General features: G+C 71.8%; 16 protein-coding genes. 7 read left to right on the forward strand and 9 right to left on the reverse strand.

What is annotated here, in order from left to right:
- Positions 1–3: 3 nt before the first annotated feature.
- Both H4696_RS44725 and H4696_RS44730 read left to right on the forward strand, forming a co-directional pair.
- A complete protein-coding gene (locus H4696_RS44725; protein ID WP_086857781.1) occupies positions 4–1,533 on the forward strand; it encodes a helicase HerA-like domain-containing protein in 1,530 nt (509 codons plus the stop codon).
- A 65-nt stretch (positions 1,534–1,598) separates the two neighbouring features.
- On the forward strand, positions 1,599–1,976 hold the full coding sequence (locus H4696_RS44730) for a DUF3224 domain-containing protein (RefSeq protein WP_086857782.1): 378 nt from the start codon (positions 1,599–1,601) through the stop codon (positions 1,974–1,976).
- Between the two features lie 113 nt (positions 1,977–2,089).
- Here H4696_RS44730 and H4696_RS44735 read toward each other — a convergent pair whose 3' ends face one another.
- From H4696_RS44735 to H4696_RS44745, 3 genes are all read right to left on the reverse strand, one after another.
- A complete protein-coding gene (locus H4696_RS44735; RefSeq protein WP_086857783.1) occupies positions 2,090–3,127 on the reverse strand; it encodes a S1C family serine protease in 1,038 nt (345 codons plus the stop codon).
- Positions 3,128–3,218: 91 nt separating this feature from the next.
- The gene (locus H4696_RS44740) at positions 3,219–4,541 is read right to left on the reverse strand and encodes a M20 family metallopeptidase (RefSeq protein ID WP_086857784.1); all 1,323 of its coding nucleotides are present in this window, start codon (positions 4,539–4,541) and stop codon (positions 3,219–3,221) included.
- A gap of 39 nt (positions 4,542–4,580) precedes the next feature.
- Positions 4,581–5,339: a class I SAM-dependent methyltransferase gene (locus tag H4696_RS44745; protein ID WP_086857785.1), complete on the reverse strand. Its 759-nt coding sequence runs from the start codon at positions 5,337–5,339 to the stop codon at positions 4,581–4,583.
- 149 nt (positions 5,340–5,488) lie between these two features.
- Here H4696_RS44745 and H4696_RS44750 point away from each other — a divergent pair, with 149 nt between their 5' ends.
- Entirely contained in the window at positions 5,489–6,391 is a 903-nt protein-coding gene (locus H4696_RS44750; RefSeq protein ID WP_086857786.1) for a DNA-3-methyladenine glycosylase family protein, read from the forward strand.
- A 6-nt stretch (positions 6,392–6,397) separates the two neighbouring features.
- Here H4696_RS44750 and H4696_RS44755 read toward each other — a convergent pair whose 3' ends face one another.
- Positions 6,398–6,625, reverse strand: coding sequence for a hypothetical protein (locus tag H4696_RS44755; protein WP_211299636.1), 228 nt, complete (start codon positions 6,623–6,625; stop codon positions 6,398–6,400).
- A 238-nt stretch (positions 6,626–6,863) separates the two neighbouring features.
- Here H4696_RS44755 and H4696_RS44760 point away from each other — a divergent pair, with 238 nt between their 5' ends.
- Genes H4696_RS44760 through H4696_RS44770 form a run of 3 tightly spaced genes read left to right on the forward strand, consistent with a single transcriptional unit; the run spans position 6,864 to position 9,342 of the window.
- Positions 6,864–7,646: a M50 family metallopeptidase gene (locus tag H4696_RS44760; RefSeq protein ID WP_086857787.1), complete on the forward strand. Its 783-nt coding sequence runs from the start codon at positions 6,864–6,866 to the stop codon at positions 7,644–7,646.
- A 55-nt stretch (positions 7,647–7,701) separates the two neighbouring features.
- The gene (locus H4696_RS44765; RefSeq protein WP_086857788.1) at positions 7,702–8,934 is read left to right on the forward strand and encodes an aldehyde dehydrogenase family protein; all 1,233 of its coding nucleotides are present in this window, start codon (positions 7,702–7,704) and stop codon (positions 8,932–8,934) included.
- 3 nt (positions 8,935–8,937) lie between these two features.
- Positions 8,938–9,342, forward strand: a complete 405-nt coding sequence (locus H4696_RS44770; protein ID WP_086857789.1) for a hypothetical protein — start codon at positions 8,938–8,940, stop codon at positions 9,340–9,342.
- Here the strand turns inward: H4696_RS44770 and H4696_RS44775 are convergent.
- Complete coding sequence (locus H4696_RS44775; RefSeq protein ID WP_086857790.1) at positions 9,302–9,550, reverse strand: hypothetical protein; 249 nt, start codon at positions 9,548–9,550, stop codon at positions 9,302–9,304. The two genes, H4696_RS44770 and H4696_RS44775, sit on opposite strands and share 41 nt — an antisense overlap.
- 85 nt (positions 9,551–9,635) lie before the next feature.
- Here H4696_RS44775 and H4696_RS44780 point away from each other — a divergent pair, with 85 nt between their 5' ends.
- Complete coding sequence (locus tag H4696_RS44780) at positions 9,636–10,727, forward strand: dihydrofolate reductase family protein (protein ID WP_192782887.1); 1,092 nt, start codon at positions 9,636–9,638, stop codon at positions 10,725–10,727.
- A gap of 12 nt (positions 10,728–10,739) precedes the next feature.
- Here H4696_RS44780 and H4696_RS44785 read toward each other — a convergent pair whose 3' ends face one another.
- The 4 genes from H4696_RS44785 to H4696_RS44800 form a co-directional block, all read right to left on the reverse strand.
- On the reverse strand, positions 10,740–11,945 hold the full coding sequence (locus H4696_RS44785; protein WP_086857792.1) for a chitinase: 1,206 nt from the start codon (positions 11,943–11,945) through the stop codon (positions 10,740–10,742).
- A 283-nt stretch (positions 11,946–12,228) separates the two neighbouring features.
- A complete protein-coding gene (locus H4696_RS44790; RefSeq protein WP_086857793.1) occupies positions 12,229–13,311 on the reverse strand; it encodes a sensor histidine kinase in 1,083 nt (360 codons plus the stop codon).
- Positions 13,308–13,964 carry a response regulator transcription factor gene (locus tag H4696_RS44795; RefSeq protein ID WP_086857794.1) on the reverse strand — a complete coding sequence of 219 codons (657 nt, stop codon included), beginning with the start codon at positions 13,962–13,964 and terminating at the stop codon, positions 13,308–13,310. The genes H4696_RS44790 and H4696_RS44795 overlap by 4 nt, the downstream gene beginning before the upstream one ends.
- Before the next feature lie 35 nt (positions 13,965–13,999).
- Positions 14,000–15,940: an ArnT family glycosyltransferase gene (locus H4696_RS44800; protein ID WP_086857823.1), complete on the reverse strand. Its 1,941-nt coding sequence runs from the start codon at positions 15,938–15,940 to the stop codon at positions 14,000–14,002.
- Positions 15,941–15,983: the final 43 nt, after the last annotated feature.

Here is a 15,983-nt window from a genome sequence, read left to right on the forward strand (position 1 = left end):
CGAGTGACGGAGCAGGGGTCGCCGGCGAGCGAGATCGCCGCTGGTTACGCGAGTGAAGGCGCCGCGCTGGAGCTGGGCGCGGTGGTGATCGACGGGGCGGCCGACGCCGCGGCCGCGGTGCGCCTTCCGCTGGCGACGCTGAACCGGCACGGGCTGGTCGCGGGGGCGACCGGGACGGGCAAGACGAAGACGTTGCAGCTGATCTCCGAGCAGTTGTCGGCGGCGGGGGTGCCGGTGGTGCTCGCGGACGTGAAGGGTGACCTGTCGGGCCTGGCCGCGGCCGGGGAGCCGAACGACAAGGTCGCGAAGCGCGCGCAGGAGCTGGGTGACGACTGGGCGGGGACGGCGTTCCCGGTGCAGTTCCTTTCGCTGGGCACCGGCGGGAAGGGCTCGCCGATCCGGGCGACGATCACGAGTTTCGGGCCGGTGCTGCTGTCGAAGGTGCTCGGCCTGAACGAGACGCAGGAGTCGACGCTCGGGCTGATCTTCCACTGGGCGGACCAGCGTGGTCTCGCGTTGCTGGACACAAAGGATCTCCGGTCGGTGATCACGCACCTGACCAGCGACGAGGGCAAGGAGGACCTCAAGGGCATCGGCGGGGTGTCGGCGGCGACGGCCGGGGTGATCCTGCGGTCCTTGTCGAACCTCGAAGCGCAGGGCGGGGAAGACTTCTTCGGCGAGCCCGAGCTGGACGTCCACGACCTGATGCGCGACCGCGACGGCAAGGGTGTCGTGACGCTGCTGGAGCTGGACAACCTGCAGGCGAAGCCGGCGCTGTTCTCGACGTTCCTGATGTGGCTGCTGGCCGAGCTGTTCGAGGAACTGCCCGAGGAAGGCGATCTCGACCAGCCGAAGCTGGTCTTCTTCTTCGACGAAGCACACCTGCTGTTCAACGACGCGTCGAAGGCGTTCCTCGAGCGCATCGAGCAGACCGTGAAGCTGATCCGGTCGAAGGGCGTCGGCGTGTTCTTCTGCACGCAGTTGCCGACGGACATCCCGAACAACGTGCTTTCGCAGCTCGGCGCCCGGATCCAGCACGCGTTGCGCGCGTTCACGCCGGACGACCAGGCGGCGCTGGCCAAGACGGTCAAGACGTACCCGAAGACGAAGTTCTACGAACTCGACACGGCGTTGACGTCGCTGGGCATCGGCGAGGCGATCGTCACGGTGCTGTCGGAGCGGGGCGCGCCGACGCCGGTGGCGTGGACGCGGCTGCGCGCGCCGCGATCGAAGATGGGCTCGATCGGCGAGGAGGCCGTGGCCGCGGCCGTCGCGTCGTCGGATCTGCACGCGAAGTACGGCGAGACGATCGACCGGGAGTCGGCTTACGAGAAGCTGGCCGCGAAGGTCGCCGCGCCCGCTCCCGAAGCTGCCCCGGACGCGCCGCCTCCGCCGGCCGAGAAGGAGAAGGACGATCCGGGGTTCATCGAGTCGGCGATGAAGAACCCGGCCGTGAAGTCGTTCATGCGGTCCGCGGCCAGCGCGCTGGGCCGGGAGATCACGCGCGGGCTGTTCGGCAACCGGCGGCGCTGAAAAACCTGACGTCACCTGTCAGGTATCCCTGCGAAGCTGGCTCCACCACCGAGACAGGGAGAGCCATGACCAGCACCGCCACCGCGTCGTTCGTCCTCGACAAGTGGGAGCCGCAGGCGACCGACGAGGCCGGCGGCACCGAGTTCGCCCGGGTGGCCATCGCCAAGACGTTCACCGGCGCGGTCGAGGGGACCAGCACCGTCGAGATGCTCTCGGCGTCCAACGCGACTTCGCGCGCGTACGTCGCCTTCGAACGTCTCGCGGTCACGGTCGACGGCCGCGAGGGCGGCTTCGTGCTGCACCACACCGCCGACGATTCGGGGCTGACGCTCAAGATCCTCGCCGGCTCGGGCTTCGGCGAGCTGACCGGGATCTCCGGCTCGGCGAACATCGAGATGGACGCCGAGCAGAACCACACCTTCACGCTCACCTACGAGCTGTAGCCGACGCGAAGGCCGTTTCGAGAGCCCCCGATTGACTCTCGAAACGGCCTTCGCCGCTCCCCGCTCCCCGAAGCGGGTGGGACGGACCGCCCCGACAACGGCCCGTCCGCGTCCTAGTTGTTCACGATCTGGTCGACGATCTTCTTGGCGTCGTTGATCGGGATGGCGAAGCCGATCCCGACGCTGCCCGCGGAGCCGTTGGCCGAGGCCGTCGGGCTGTAGAGCGCCGAGTTGATGCCGATGACGTTGCCCTGGGCGTCGACCAGCGCGCCGCCCGAGTTGCCCTGGTTGATCGAGGCGTCCGTCTGGATCGCGGTGTAGCTGGGAGAGTTCTCGGCCTGGTTCGACGTGCGGCTGAACGGCGACTGCTGTTGCTGCTGGCCCTGACCGATGTCCGACAGATTGCGGTTGAGCGCGCTGACGATGCCGGTGGTGACGGTGTTCTGCAGCCCGCCCGGCGAACCGATCGCGACGACCGACTGGCCGACGACCAGCTTGCTCGAGTCGCCCAAGGTCGCCGCCTTCAACCCGCTCGCGTTCTTGGCCTGGACCACCGCGATGTCCGCCTTGGTGTCCGCCCCGACCACGCTGGCCTGGTACTTCTTGCCGTCGGACGTCGTGATCACGACGTTCTGAGCGCCGTCGACGACGTGCGCGTTCGTCAGGATCCGGCCGTCCGAAGTCAGGATGACGCCGGAACCGATGGCCTCGCCCTGGTCGGTGGTCACGTTGATCTGGACGACGCTCGGCGTCACCTTCGCCGCGACGCCGCTGACGTCGCCGGTGGTCGAGTTCGCGACCGTCTGCCCGCTCGCGGCCGGCGTGCTGACCGACGTCGTGGTGCCGTCCGCCGAGTTCGTGGTGAGCCCGACGATCGCGGCGCCGCCGACCCCGCCGACCAGCGCGGCGCCAAGAGCGGTCGCGCTCACGATCAGCGCGACGCGGCCGCCCTTGCGCGGCTTGGTCTTCAGCGCCGTGGGCGCCTGCCCCGGCTGCTGGAGCGGCGGCTGCGGGGTGAACAGAGGGTTCGGCGCGGCCTGGTGCTGGTAGCCGTACTGCTGCTGCGCGTACGGCCCGTACTGCGGGGTGCTCTGGTGCGGCTGGTGCCCACCGGGTGAGGCGGGGCCGGGCCGACTCTCGTTCTCGGTCATGGGACCAGATTCGCGCCCGTGCTTGTGAACAGCCTGTGGAAATACCTCAGGCTTTGCTGAGAAGAATCAGCTGAGAAATCTCAGGCGGTTCTCAGTCGAAGAACGTCGGCACGTCCAGTGCGCCTCCCGCGGCTTCGAACTCGTCGTGCACCGCCTTCCGCAGCTCGGCGTCGCCGAGGTAGTCGGCGGCGGTGAGGGCCAAGCCGAGCGCGCCGTCGCGGACCCCGGCGTCCCCGGTGGCCGAGCCGGCCGAGGCCGCGAATTCCTTGGTGTGCAAGGCGACCGTCGGGCCCGACACGGCGAGCATCGGGTGCAGCGCGGGCATGCGGTACGACAGGTTGCCGAGGTCCGTGGAGCCGGTGAGCGACTCCGGCACGATGCCCGGCGGCAGCGGCTTGCGGCCGGTACCCAGCTGGTTGGCCGTCCAGCGCCCGGCGAGCGCGGTGTTGAACCGGATCGGCAGGTACGCGGCCTGCGCGTCCCAGATCAGTTCGACGCCGCAGCCGGTCATCGCCGCCGCGCCTTCCGCGATCGACGTCATCCGGGCGGCGAGGTCGCGCAGTGTTTCCGGGTTTTGCGAGCGGAGGTAGAACAACAGCGCGGCCCGCGCCGGGATGACGTTCGGCCGGGCTCCGCCGTCGGAGAACACGCCGTGGACGCGGTCGCTCTGCGGGAGTTGCTGCCGCAGAGCCGAAACGCCCTGGTAGGCGGCGACCGCGGCGTCGAGCGCGTTGCGGCCCATGAAGGGTTGGGCCGACGCGTGCGCGCCCACGCCGTGGAAGACCATCTCCAGCTGGCGGCGGCCGAGGAACGGGTGCAGCGCGATGTCGTGGCTGAACGGGTGCAGCATGATCACCGCGTCGACGTCGTCGAACACGCCCGCGCGGGCCAGGATCTCCTTGCCGCCCCCGCCTTCTTCCGCGGGCGTGCCGATCAGGCTGACCCGGCCGCCGAGCCGCTCGGCGACGGTGGCGGCGCCGAGGAACCCGCCCGCCGCGGTCGTGCAGATGACGTTGTGGCCGCAGGCGTGGCCGAGCCCGGGCAGCGCGTCGTACTCGGCGAGGACGGCGATGTGCGGACCGTCCCGCTCCGGCGTGCTGACGCGCAGCGCGGTGTCGAGCCCGCCGACCCCGACGGTCGCTTCGTGGCCGTGGCGCTTCAGGAGGTCCGCGAGCGCCCGCACCGACCGGTGCTCGGCGAACCCCTCCTCGGGGTGCGCGTGCAGATCTTGGCTCAACGCCACCAGATCGGGTGAACTGCGCTCGACCGCGGCCGTCACCTCGGCCCGCGTCGCCTCGTCCGCGCCGGCGTGCGGCGAGGACAGCGGTTCGGCGGCCGCGACGGCGTCGGCGGTGGCCTCGACCAGGGAACGCAGGTAGCTGTCGTCGGGCGGGACGGGCTCGTGGTGGGTCATGGGGCGATGCTAACCGCCGGGTCCGACAATCCGCGGTGCTCAGCCCAGCCGGCCCGCCACGATCTGCGTGACGCCGGCGTACTGCTCGGTGATCCCCGTGAAGCCGCGGGCGCGCAGGCTCGCCGCGATTTCGCCGCGGTCGAACATCTTCTGCCCGCTCACGGCTCCGCCGGCCGAGTCGAGCAGGCGCGCGGGCTGCCAGTCGCGGCGGGCGCTGGTCAGCAGGACGATCCGGCCGCCGGGTTTCAGCACGCGCGCGAAGGAATCCAGCGCGGCTTCCGGTTCGGCGAACATGTGGAGGGCGGCGAAGCAGCAGACACCGTCCACTGTGGACTCCTTCAGTGGCGGGCGCACCGCGTCGGCGCGCAGGTAGGCGACGCTGTCCGGACCGCCCTCGGCGACGGCTTTGGCGAGCATCGTGCGGGCGCCGTCGAGCCCGATCGCGAGCCCGCCGGTGCCGACGGCCGCGCCGAACGCGCGCGTGAAGCGGCCGGTGCCGCAGGCGACGTCGAGCGCGGTGTGCCCGGGTTCGAGGCCGAGGAGCTTCGTGGCGAGGCGGACCTCGCTGGCCATGCTCGGCCCGAGCGGGCCCTTGAGCGCGCGGCCGAGGGCGGGGCGCCAGTACCGCTCGTAGACCTGCGGGAGCAGCGTCGTGCGCATCAGGCGCTGGGTGAGCCCGGTCGGCGGGCCGGCCTGGTCCGCGGCGCCGAGCACGTCGAGGTAGCCGTCGCGGGTCTCCGCCGGGGTCTCGAGCAGGGCGTTCAGCCGCTCGAGGGCGGCGGTTCGGCTGGTCGGCATGGCTTCTCCCCGGGTTCGAATACCGGCAGTATGTCAAATCTCGGGTACTCGATCGGGTGAACCATGCCGGGCTCAGGCGTTCGAGCCCCCGGAATTGTCGGTGGTCCTTCCTAGCGTCGGTGGCGAGGTTCCCGATCCGAGGAGGACAGATGACCACAGCCATGGTGGACAGCGAGATCACGGTGCACGGCGAGTTCGACCTGGCCGCGGCGGCCCGCTTCTTGACCGGCTTCGGCCCGGCCGGGCAGCCGGCGGCGGAGGCGGGCGCGCTCCGCGTGGCCTTCCCGCTCGAAGGCGCGTGGATGCCGGTGGGAGCGGTGCTGCGGCAGAGATCGCCCGGTGAGGTGGCGGTCGAGGTGCACGCCCCGCCCGAGCACGTGGCCGCGGTCGTGGCCCAGGTGCGGCGGATGTGCTCGCTGGACGTCGACGGCACGGCTTTCCCGGCCGCCGGCGCCCGCGACCCGGTGGTGTCCCTGCTGCAGCAGCTGCACCCGGGCCTGCGGCCGGTGTTGTTCGCCTCGCCGTACGAAGCGGCGTGCTGGGCGGTGCTCAGCCACCGGGTGTGGATGACCCAGGCGGTCCGGCTGCGCCGTCGCCTGACCGAACGCCACGGCACGGAGGTCGACGTCGGCGGCAGCCCGCTGACCTCGTTCCCGGCCCCGGAGGTGCTGGCGAAGCTGGAGTTCATGCCGGGCCTGTCGGGCCAGAAGATGCAGCGTTTGAGGGGTATCGCCGAGGCGGCGGCCGCGGGAGCGCTGGACGCGGCGGCGTTGCGGGCGATGTCCGCCGACGATGCCCTGGAGCAGCTGCGGCTCCTCCCGGGCATCGGCCGGTTCAGCGCGGAGCTGATCCTGATCCGCGGCGCGGGCCACCCGGACATCTTTCCCCAGGACGAAGGCCGCCTCCACGAGATCATGCGCGACGCGTACCACCTGCCGGAGGCGGGAGTGCCGGAGCTGGCGGAGATCGCGGAGGCCTGGGCCCCGTTCCGGAGCTGGGTGTCGTTCCTGTTCCGCGTCGAAGGCGAGGCTCGCCTGAGGGAGTCCCGATGACCTGAGTCACCCGAGTGGAGAACCCCAGTTGCGTTCGCCGATCTTGAGCGCCCGCGCTCGTTCGCCGCTGTTCTCGGGCCGGATCCGCTGGGCCAGGCACTGCCGGTGCACGACGACGGTGCAGCTGCCCGGGCCGTTGTTGCTGCGCGCGTCGAGGACAAGGGCGTCGCCACCGGGACTCAGCGTGGTGCGCTCGCCGCAGAATCCGCTGGACCACCGCGTCGACCCGCGCACCCACCGGCGGGAAGAGCGCGAGCAGTTCCTCGTGGCTGCTCGTGTGCGAGGAGAACAGCTCGACCCGCTGACCGGGCATCAGCGCGAAGCTCTTCGTCTCGAACCGGTCCATCGCCCTCCCTCGACCACGACCAGATCCGGCGGAAAGGAGACCATCACGACCCACTACCGGAGCCCGCGAAACCGCCATCGGCGGGGACTCACCGTAGCCAGATGTCGCCTGTGGTGAGGTATCCGGGTGAGCTTGCCCGTTCCTCTCGCGTTCGGCAGCACCGCCGGTGACGCCCTGTCAGCCCTCCGGACGGCCGCCGCCGACACCTCGTCGGCCGGTTCGCTGCTCGAACAGGCCCAGGCGCCCGCGGTGATCACCCTGGTCGCCGGCGGCCTGGCGCTGCTGGTCGTCCTGGTCGGCGGCAGGCCGTGGCGGCTGGTGCGCAACGTCGTCACGATCGTGCACGAGGCCGGGCACGCGCTGGCCGCGGTGCTCGTCGGGCGGCGGCTGCAGGGCATCAAGCTGCACTCGGACACCTCGGGCGTCACCGTGTCGCGCGGGAAGCCCGAGGGGCCGGGCATGGCGTTCACCGCGATGGCCGGGTACCTGGCGCCGTCGGTGCTGGGGCTGCTGTTCGCCAGCTTGCTCGGCAACGACCTGGTCGGCACCGTGCTCGTGCTGATCGCGCTGCTGCTGCTCGGCGTCCTGGTGATGGTGCGCAACGCCTACGGGGTGTTCACCGTCGTCGCCAGTGCCGTGGTGCTCGCGCTCGTCGCGTTCGTCGCGCCGGTCGAGGTGCAGGCGCCGTTCAGCTACCTGGTGACCTGGTTCCTGCTGTTCGGTGGGGTGCGGCCGGTGGCCGAGCTGCAGACCAAGCGCCGTCGCGGCCAGGCGCGGGACTCCGACGCCGACCAGCTGGGCCGGCTCACCGCGGTGCCACCGGTGCTGTGGGTGCTGGTCTTCGCGGTGGCGACGGCCAGCTGCCTGATTGCCGGCGGGCTGTGGCTCCTGGAGCCCGTGGCCACCTGAGCGAGCCCATGCGGCAAACTGGTCTCTCGCTGGTCCGCGCGGAGGGAGACGAACGATGGACGAGGTCGCCAAGGCCGTGGAGGAGTGCGCACGGGCGGCGAAGCTGGCCGCGCCGTCGCTCGCCGCCGCTTCCGCCGAGGCCGTCGACGCCGCGCTGACCGGGATGGCCGAGCGGCTGCTCGCGCACCGCGAGGAGATCCTCGAGGCGAACCAGGCCGACGTCGAACGCGCGAAGGCCGAGGGGATGAGCGCCGGTCTGCTCGACCGGCTCACCATCACCCCGGACCGTCTCACCGGCATGGCCGAGCAGCTGCGGCTGCTCGCCGGCGCGCCGCACCAGGAGCGCTCGGTCGAGGTGTCCACGCTGGACGGCGGGCTGCGGCTGGTCGAGCGACGGCGGCCGGTGGGCGTCATCGGCGCGAACTACGAGGCGCGGCCGAACGTGACCGTCGACGTGGCGTCGCAGCTGGTGAAGTCGCGCAACGCCGGCGTCCTGCGCACGGGCTCGGCCGCGCTCGGCTCGGCGCAGCGGCTGCGTGAGGTCGTCATCGCGCCCGCGCTCACCGAGGCGGGCATCGACGCCGACTGCGTCCAGCTGGTGCCGCGGGTGGAGCGCGAGGCGGCGTCCGCGCTGGTCCGGCTGCCGAACCTGGTGCCGCTGGTGATCCTGCGCGGCAGCGGCGACAGCACCCGGGCGCTGGCCACCGAGGCGGCGGTCCACGGCGTGCGCACGCTCGCCCACGCCGACGGCGGCGGCGTGCTGTACGTCGACCGCGGCGCGGACGTCACCAAGGCGCGTGACCTGGTCTACAACAGCCTCGACCGGCTCGGGGTCTGCAACCGGCTGAACCTGCTGCTGATCCACGAGGCCATCCACGACGAGGTCTGGCCGGCGATCTCCGACGCGCTGGCCGAGCGGGGCGTCACGCCGTCGCTGGCCCCGCACGAGCACGCCATCGGCTACGAGTGGGCACTGGACTCCGACCGGGAGGCGACCGTCACGGTGGCCAATGTCGGCGCGCTCGCCGACGCGGTCGGCATCGCCAACGAGCAGACCTCGGGCCTGGCGGCGGGCATCGCCACCGAGGACGAGTCGGCCGCCGACGCCTTCTTCGACGGCTACACCGGCACCGGCGTCTTCTGGAACGCCCCGACCCGCCTCCTCGACGGCTTCAAGCTGCTCGCGGTCCCGGAGACCGGCATCAACCTGGACAAGGTGCCCGGCCCTCGCGGTCCGGTGACGTACACGGACCTCTACGTCCGCCAGTACGCGGTCCTGCCGGCCTAGGCGATGCTCCTTCCGGTCGAAGCGACGGACGTCCGGCGGGTCGACCTGATCCGCGTCGAGGGTGACCGCGAGTGGGAACTCTGGACGACCGTTCCCGGGCCCGTCCTCGAGTCGGCGACGGGTGCGGACGCGACGGCGCTCGTCAAGCTCGTCGCCGACCTCCCGGACGCCGGGATGATGCGGTGCTACCACCCGGTGTACGCGCTCAGGGCGCACGGCGCGGAAGGCGTCCTCTTCGAGATCGCCTTCTGCTTCCGCTGCCACAACGCGCTCGGGTTCGCCGGAGGTGCCCAGACCACGCTCGAAGGGTTCGACCCGGATTCACCGGCCGGGCAGGAGCTGCTCGGCCGGTTCCGGGCCGCGGACCCTAACGCGGCGGCAGGTCCGCCAGCTTCTTCAGCTCCTTGACGGTTTCGGTCACGTTGGTCAGGAGTTCCGTCCGGTCGTCCTGGTCGGTGGAGTGGCGGTAGATGGCGGTCGGGCCGTCGCTGATCGCGATCGCCGCGACCAGGCGGCCTTCGGGGTCGCGGGTGAGTCCGGTGGTCACCGACACCTCCCGGCCGACCGTGTCGACCGTGGTGAGCGTCCGTTCCTTGTACCAGCCTCGCGTGGTCATGTTCCGCAGCTCCGGGGGATGGGCTCGACAGGGATACGTCGTAGGACGCCCGGACGGCCGAAGGCGTTACGGCATACTGGGCCGGGTGATCTCCCGGCCGCACGTTCTGCTGTCCGCCGCGCAGTCGCTCGACGGCTACCTCGACGACACCTCGCCCGAGCGGCTCGTCCTGTCCACTGAGGACGATTTCGCCGTCGTGGACCGGTTGCGGGCCGAGGCGGACGCGATCTTCGTCGGGGCCGGGACGGTGCGGGCCGACAACCCGCGGCTGCTCGTCCGGTCGCCCGAGCTGCGGCGGCAACGGCTCGAACAGGGAAAACCCGAGCAGCCGGTCAAAGTCACCGTGACCACCCGCGGGCTCGACCCGGACGCGCGGTTTTTCACCGTGGGGGACAGCGAAAAGATCGTCTACGCCCCACCGGGTGCGGCCGACGAGCTGAAGGGCGTCGCCACCGTCGTGGACGCCGGGAGCCCGCCCGACTTCGGCCGTGTCCTCGACGACCTCGGGCAGCGCGGCATCCGGAAGCTGCTGGTCGAAGGCGGCGGCGGGATCCACACCCGCTTCCTCACCGAAGGACTCGCCGACGAGCTGCGGCTCGCGATCGCGCCGTTCTTCGTGGGGCAGCCGGGCGCGCCGCGGTTCGTCGGGCCCGGCCTCTACCCGCGGCCGCTCACCCTGACCAGCGCCCGGGAACTGCAGGGGATGGCGATCCTCGAGTACCGCGCCGCGGCCGAGCCGGACGGGGCGGACGTCCGGCGGCTTAAGGAAGCGATCGCGCTCGCCGCGGAGTGCCCGCCCAGCCACACGTTCCGGGTCGGGGCCGTGATCACCGATGCCGGGGGCGAGGTCATCGCCACCGGGCACTCCGGCGAGGGTGATCCGACGAACCACGCCGAAGAAGCCGCCCTCGCCAAGTGCGCCGGCGACCCGCGCCTGGCCGGGGCGACCATGTACAGCTCACTGGAACCGTGCAGCAACCGGAGCTCACACCCGCGTAGTTGCACTCAGCTGATCCTCGACGCCGGGATCCCGCGCGTCGTGTTCGCGTGGCGCGAGCCGCCGGTCTTCGTCGACGCCCGGGGCACCGAGCTGCTGCGGGAAGCCGGGCGGCACGTGGTCGAGGTTCCCGCGCTGACCCCGGAGGTCCAGCGCGAGAACACCCACCTCGAATTCTGAACCGCGACGGCCTCAGCAGGCGCCGTTGTCCGCCCAGACGCCCCACTCGCCGGTGGTGCCGGGCTCCTCGCCCTGCGTCCACCACTTGGCCGTCCACTTGTGGCCGTTGTGCGAGACGGCGTCGTCCTTGACGTAGACCTTCGTCCGGTCCCACTCCGCCGCGGTGCAGGAGCCGCCGCCCGGGGTGGTCGGGGTCGTCGTCGCGGTCGGGGTCGTCTGCGGCGGCGTCGCGCCGGCGAAGCGGACGCTGAACTTCGTGAAGTCCCAGTCGTTCTGCGGGACGTTGCTGCAGACACCGTTGTCGGTGGTCCCGACGCAGGCGCGGTCGCGGTTGACCGACCAGAACGTGAAGCGGCCGAGGCCGTGGCTGGTCGCGTAGTCGTACACCGTCTGGAAGTCCGCCGTGTAGAACATCTCGGCCGCGTCCGATTTGCCGTTCATGCCTGAGAAGCCCTCGTGCGAGTAGGCCGTCGCGCTGTCCCACCCCATGTGTGAGGTCAGCAGGCCGTGGAACGCCTCCAGTGCCGACACCTGCGACGAGCCGCCGTTGAAGCCGCCGTCGAACGGCATGATCGAGAAGTTGTTGGGCGCGAAGCCGATCGACTTCGCCTGGTCGAGCAGCTGCGTGCCGAACCAGCCGGTGCCGGCCGCGGTGCCCGGCATGGTCACCGACACGAACAGGCCGGGGTTGTTGGCCTGCAACGTCTTCGCCGCGCCGAGCTCGTTCGCGATGGCCGCGGTGTTCTCGTACTCGGGCTCTTCGAGGTCGAAGTCGATGGCCTTGAGCGAGTACTTGGTGATGACCTGCTGGTACGCGTCGGCCGTCGCGGCCACGGTGCCGCAGGTCTGGCCGAGCTTCGTGCCGCCGTAGCCGCCGACGGACACCGAGACGTCGCCGCCCGCGCCGCGGATCCGCGAGATCACGTTCGCGACGGTGGTGTCGGAGGAGACCGCGTTGGTGCCGTCCCAGGTCGGGCTGCAGCCGCCGCCGTTGGGCGCCAGGATGAACGCCAGCTGGAACGCCTTGAGCCCGGTCGCGTTCATCACGGTGATCGGGTCCGGCGGGTTGTTGCTCACGGGCATCAGGTAGGGCGCGGCGGCGTACCAGTTGTTGCTCAACGCCGCGGTGGCCGACGGCGCACCGAGCACGAGGCTCACGGCGGTGGCGGCGAAAGTGGCGGCGGCGAGCCCGATTGCGGCCAGTCTGCTCCTGCGCATGATCTGTCCTCCCGGTGGGGATCGAGGGTTGACAAACTATTGGACTAGACCATTGATGAAGTCAAGACGCGAAGGTCGGATAGGGGTAATCGGCGGGCGATAAGCGCCGGAATATCCGATATTGGCCCCAGGAAAGGCAGCGTGCGGGTGAGATCACGCGGCGAAGGGCCCGGATAGTAAGGCGGTGCGCGGATTCGCGCGCGTTCGGACGCGGTTCAGTGCGCACTCGTCCGGCGACGCTGCCCGCGAGTCCGTTGCCGCGGCGATGAAGCCGCGCGCGGTTTCAGCCCGCGGGGAGCGACACGACCACCACCAAGCCGCCCTCCGGCCGCGCCGTCGCCACGACCTCGCCGCCGTGTGCGTGCGCCACCGAGCGCACGATCGACAACCCCAGCCCGGCGCCCTCCGCGGCCACCCGGGCTCGCCGGTGGAACGGGTCGAACAGCGCCGGCACCTCCGCGGGCGGGATCACCGGCCCGCTGTTCGCCACCGTCAGCTCCACCCGCCCCGGCGCCGACCGGGTCGACACGCGCACCCAGCCGCCCGGCACGTTGTGGCGTATCCCGTTCTCCACCAGGTTGTGCGCCAGCCGTTCCAGCATCAGCGCGTCGCCGAGCGCCGTCGCCTCGCCGAGATCCGAAAAAGCCTCCGGGGGCACCACGTGCGCGACCACCGCCGCCAGGTCCACCGGGCACCGCTCGGTCAGCGCGCTCTCCGACCGGGCCAGCAGCAGCAACCCGCTGATCAGCTTCTCGTGCCGCGCGTTGATCTCCAGCAGCTTTTCCCCGAGCTGCTGGACGTCGTCGGACGCCGTACGGCGGTGCATCGCCACCTCGACCAGCGACCGGTTCAGCGTCAACGGCGTGCGCAGCTCGTGCGAGGCGTTCGCGACGAACCGGCGCTGCGCGTCGAACGACCGGTCGAGCCGCTCGACCATCACGTCGAACGCGTCGGCGAGGGTCTTCACCTCGTCGTCCGGGCCGCGCAGCGCGATGCGCTCGTGGCCGCCGGGGTCGGCCGCCGCCGCGATGCCGCGCGCCGTGTCCGTCACCTTGCGCAGCGGGGCCAGTGCGCGGCCCGCCACCAGCCAGCCCAGCCCGGCCGCCAGCACGGCCACGGCCCCGAGCGCGATCGCGCCCTGCGTCAGCAGCGACGTCGCCGCCGCCGCGCGGACCTGCCGTGCCTGCTCGTCGAGGGACTCCGGCGAAGGCAGCATCGGCAGGCCCGCCGGCGCGACACCCGTGATGAACGTGACCCGCCGCCCGACCTGCTGCGTGAACAGCAGGTACGTCACGCCCAGCAGCACGCCGCCCGCCAGCAGGAACAGGCCGCCGTACAGCACGGTCAGCCGCAGCCGGAGGCTCACCGGAGCCGGTAGCCGACCCCGGTGACCGTCTCCACCAGCGGCGGGTCACCGAGCTTGCGGCGCAACTTGAGGATGGTGAGCCGGACGGCGCCGGTGAACGGGTCCGCGTGCTCGTCCCACGCCTTTTCCAGCAGGTGTTCCGCGGACACGGCGGCGCCGTCCGCCCGCAGCAGCTCGGCGAGCACGGCGAACTCCTTTTTGGACAGTGGCAGGTAGCGCCCGTCGCGGAACACCTCGTGCCGCGCCGGGTCGAGCGTGACGCCGGAGCGGCGCAGGACCGGCGGCGCGGCCGGGCGGCAGCGGCGGCCCAGCGACTGGATGCGCGCGGCCAGCTCGGGGAACGCGAACGGCTTCGTCAGGTAGTCGTCGGCGCCGAGGGACAGCCCGGCGACGCGGTCGGTGACCTCCACGGCCGCGGTGAGCATCAGCACCCGGGTCGCCGCTCCGGACGCGACCACCCGGCGGCAGACGTCGTCGCCGTGCACGACCGGCAGGTCCCGGTCGAGCACGACGACGTCGTAGTCGTGCACGGCGATCCGGTCGAGCGCGGCGCCGCCGTCGTGGGCGACGTCGACCGCGTGCGACTCGTCGCGCAGCCACTCCGCGATCGCGTCCGCGAGCATCGGCTCGTCCTCCGCCACCAGCACCCGCATGTCCCGATGATCGCCGCGCGGGTGTTTCCTCGCCGTTAGCACCGGTAGAGGGTGTCCGCGCCGCCGATCCGCACCGGCCCGTCGCCCGGGCCGGATCGGCCGCCGCCGTACGCGGCCGGGTCGACGGCCGTGCAGTGCTGGTCGATCCAGCGCCGCCGTTCGTCTTGGACGGGACTACGCGCGGGCATGCCCTGCGCGGTACCCGCGCTGCTCAGCACGTACCGCAGCTTGCCTTCCGCGAGCCACCGGTCGAGCTGCGCGATCGACGGCGCGTCGTCGCGGCCGCCGAAACCGCCCATGCCGATCACGGTCGCGTCCGAGTCGATGAGGAACGGCGCGACCGCGCTCGCCTCGGCGTTCACCGCGAGGGTGATCTCGGTGCCGTCGCGGCGGGCGTAGTCGAGGATGCGGCGTTGTTCGGCGGACAGCGTGGCGGTGCCGTCGCCGCCCCCGGCGACCATCAGCCGGGGCTTCGGGCCGGGGCCGCCAGGCCGACCAGGGCCGCCGGGTCCACCGGGTCCACCGGGGCCGCCAGTCCCGGGGGGCCCGCCGGGGCCGTTAGGGCCACCGGACATGATCGGTCCGCCGGGAGCGCCCGGTCCCGTGGCGGGTCCGGCGGCGGGCAACGTCCCGGCCGACGTGCTCTGCGCCGCCGCGTACGACCACACGGCCGGGGTGAGCAACAGCGGGACCAGCGCGGCGGCGAGCGTCCACCGGTCGCGCGCGACGAGCAGGCCCGCGATCGCGGCGACGGCCGTGCCGAGCACCGCCCACCGCGTCCAGCCGTGGAACGACGTGTCGCGCGAGGTCAGGACGAACGCCCAGGCCGCGGTCAGCGCGATGGCGAGCGGGAGCAGCGTCCGCCGGTGCCGCCGCCACAGCAGCGCCAGCCCGGCGGCGGCGACCGCGGCGACGGCGGGGGCCAGCGCCGTCGTGTAGTACGGGTGCCAGATGCCGCCGGCGAAACTGAACACCGCGGTCGTCACCACCAGCCAGCCGCCCCACAGCAGCCAACCGGCGTCGCGCCACCGGCGGCCGATGACGATCAGGACGAGCAGGCAGAGCGGCAGCAGCCACGAGATCTGCCCGCCGACGAGGTCGTTGAACATCCGCCCCGGCCCGGGGTCGCCGCCGAAGGACGACGTCGTCTGCTGGCCGTTGCGCATGATCATCATGCCGCCGCCCTCACCGTTGCCGGAGAGGCGGCCGAAGCCGTTGTAGCCGAAGACGAGGTCCCACGCGGAACCGTCCGCGCTGCCGCCCATGTACGGCTTGGCGCCGGGCCACCAGTCGTACAGCGCGATCCACCAGAACGACGACACGACCAGCACGACACCGGCGCCGAGGACGTCGAGCAGCCGCCGCTTGAGCGGCCCGGACGTCCCGGCGAGGTACGCGGCGACCAGGGCGGGCACGACGATCCACGCCTGCAGCATCTTGGTCAGGAAGCCGCACCCGACGAAGAAAGCGCACCAGAACAGCCACTTCCGCCCGTCTTCGAGCGCCCGCGTGAGCGCGTACGCGGCGGCGACCAGGAACAGGACGAGCAGCGTGTCGGGGTTGTTGTCCCGGTTGATGATCACGGTCACCGGCGTGAGCGCGAGGATCGCCGCGGCCAGCAGGGCGACGTTCTCCCCGGCCCACCGCCGGACCGTCCGGTGCAGCAGGAAGACCGCCGCGACGCCTTCGAGCACCTGGGGCAGCAGCAGCGCCCAACCGTGGAAACCGAAGACGAGCACGGAAAGCGCTTGCGGCCACAACGCCAGTGGCGGCTTGTCGACCGTCACGACGCCGTACGGGTCGAAGGAGCCGAAGAGGAAGTTCGTGAAGCCGCTCGTCATCGACTTCGCGGCGGCCGAGTAGTAGGTGTTGCCGAGCTGGCCGTCGCCGATCTTCCAGGCGTAGAGGACGGCGGCGCCGAGGCAGACGAGGGGAAGCACCCAGGAGCGGGTCTTCGGGGGAGCGGCGGTGATCATGCCGCCCACCCAACTCCGGCCCGCGTTTCCCGGGCGTTTCCGG

Origin of the sequence: Amycolatopsis lexingtonensis (assembly GCF_014873755.1) — a bacterium.
Taxonomy (GTDB): domain Bacteria; phylum Actinomycetota; class Actinomycetes; order Mycobacteriales; family Pseudonocardiaceae; genus Amycolatopsis; species Amycolatopsis lexingtonensis.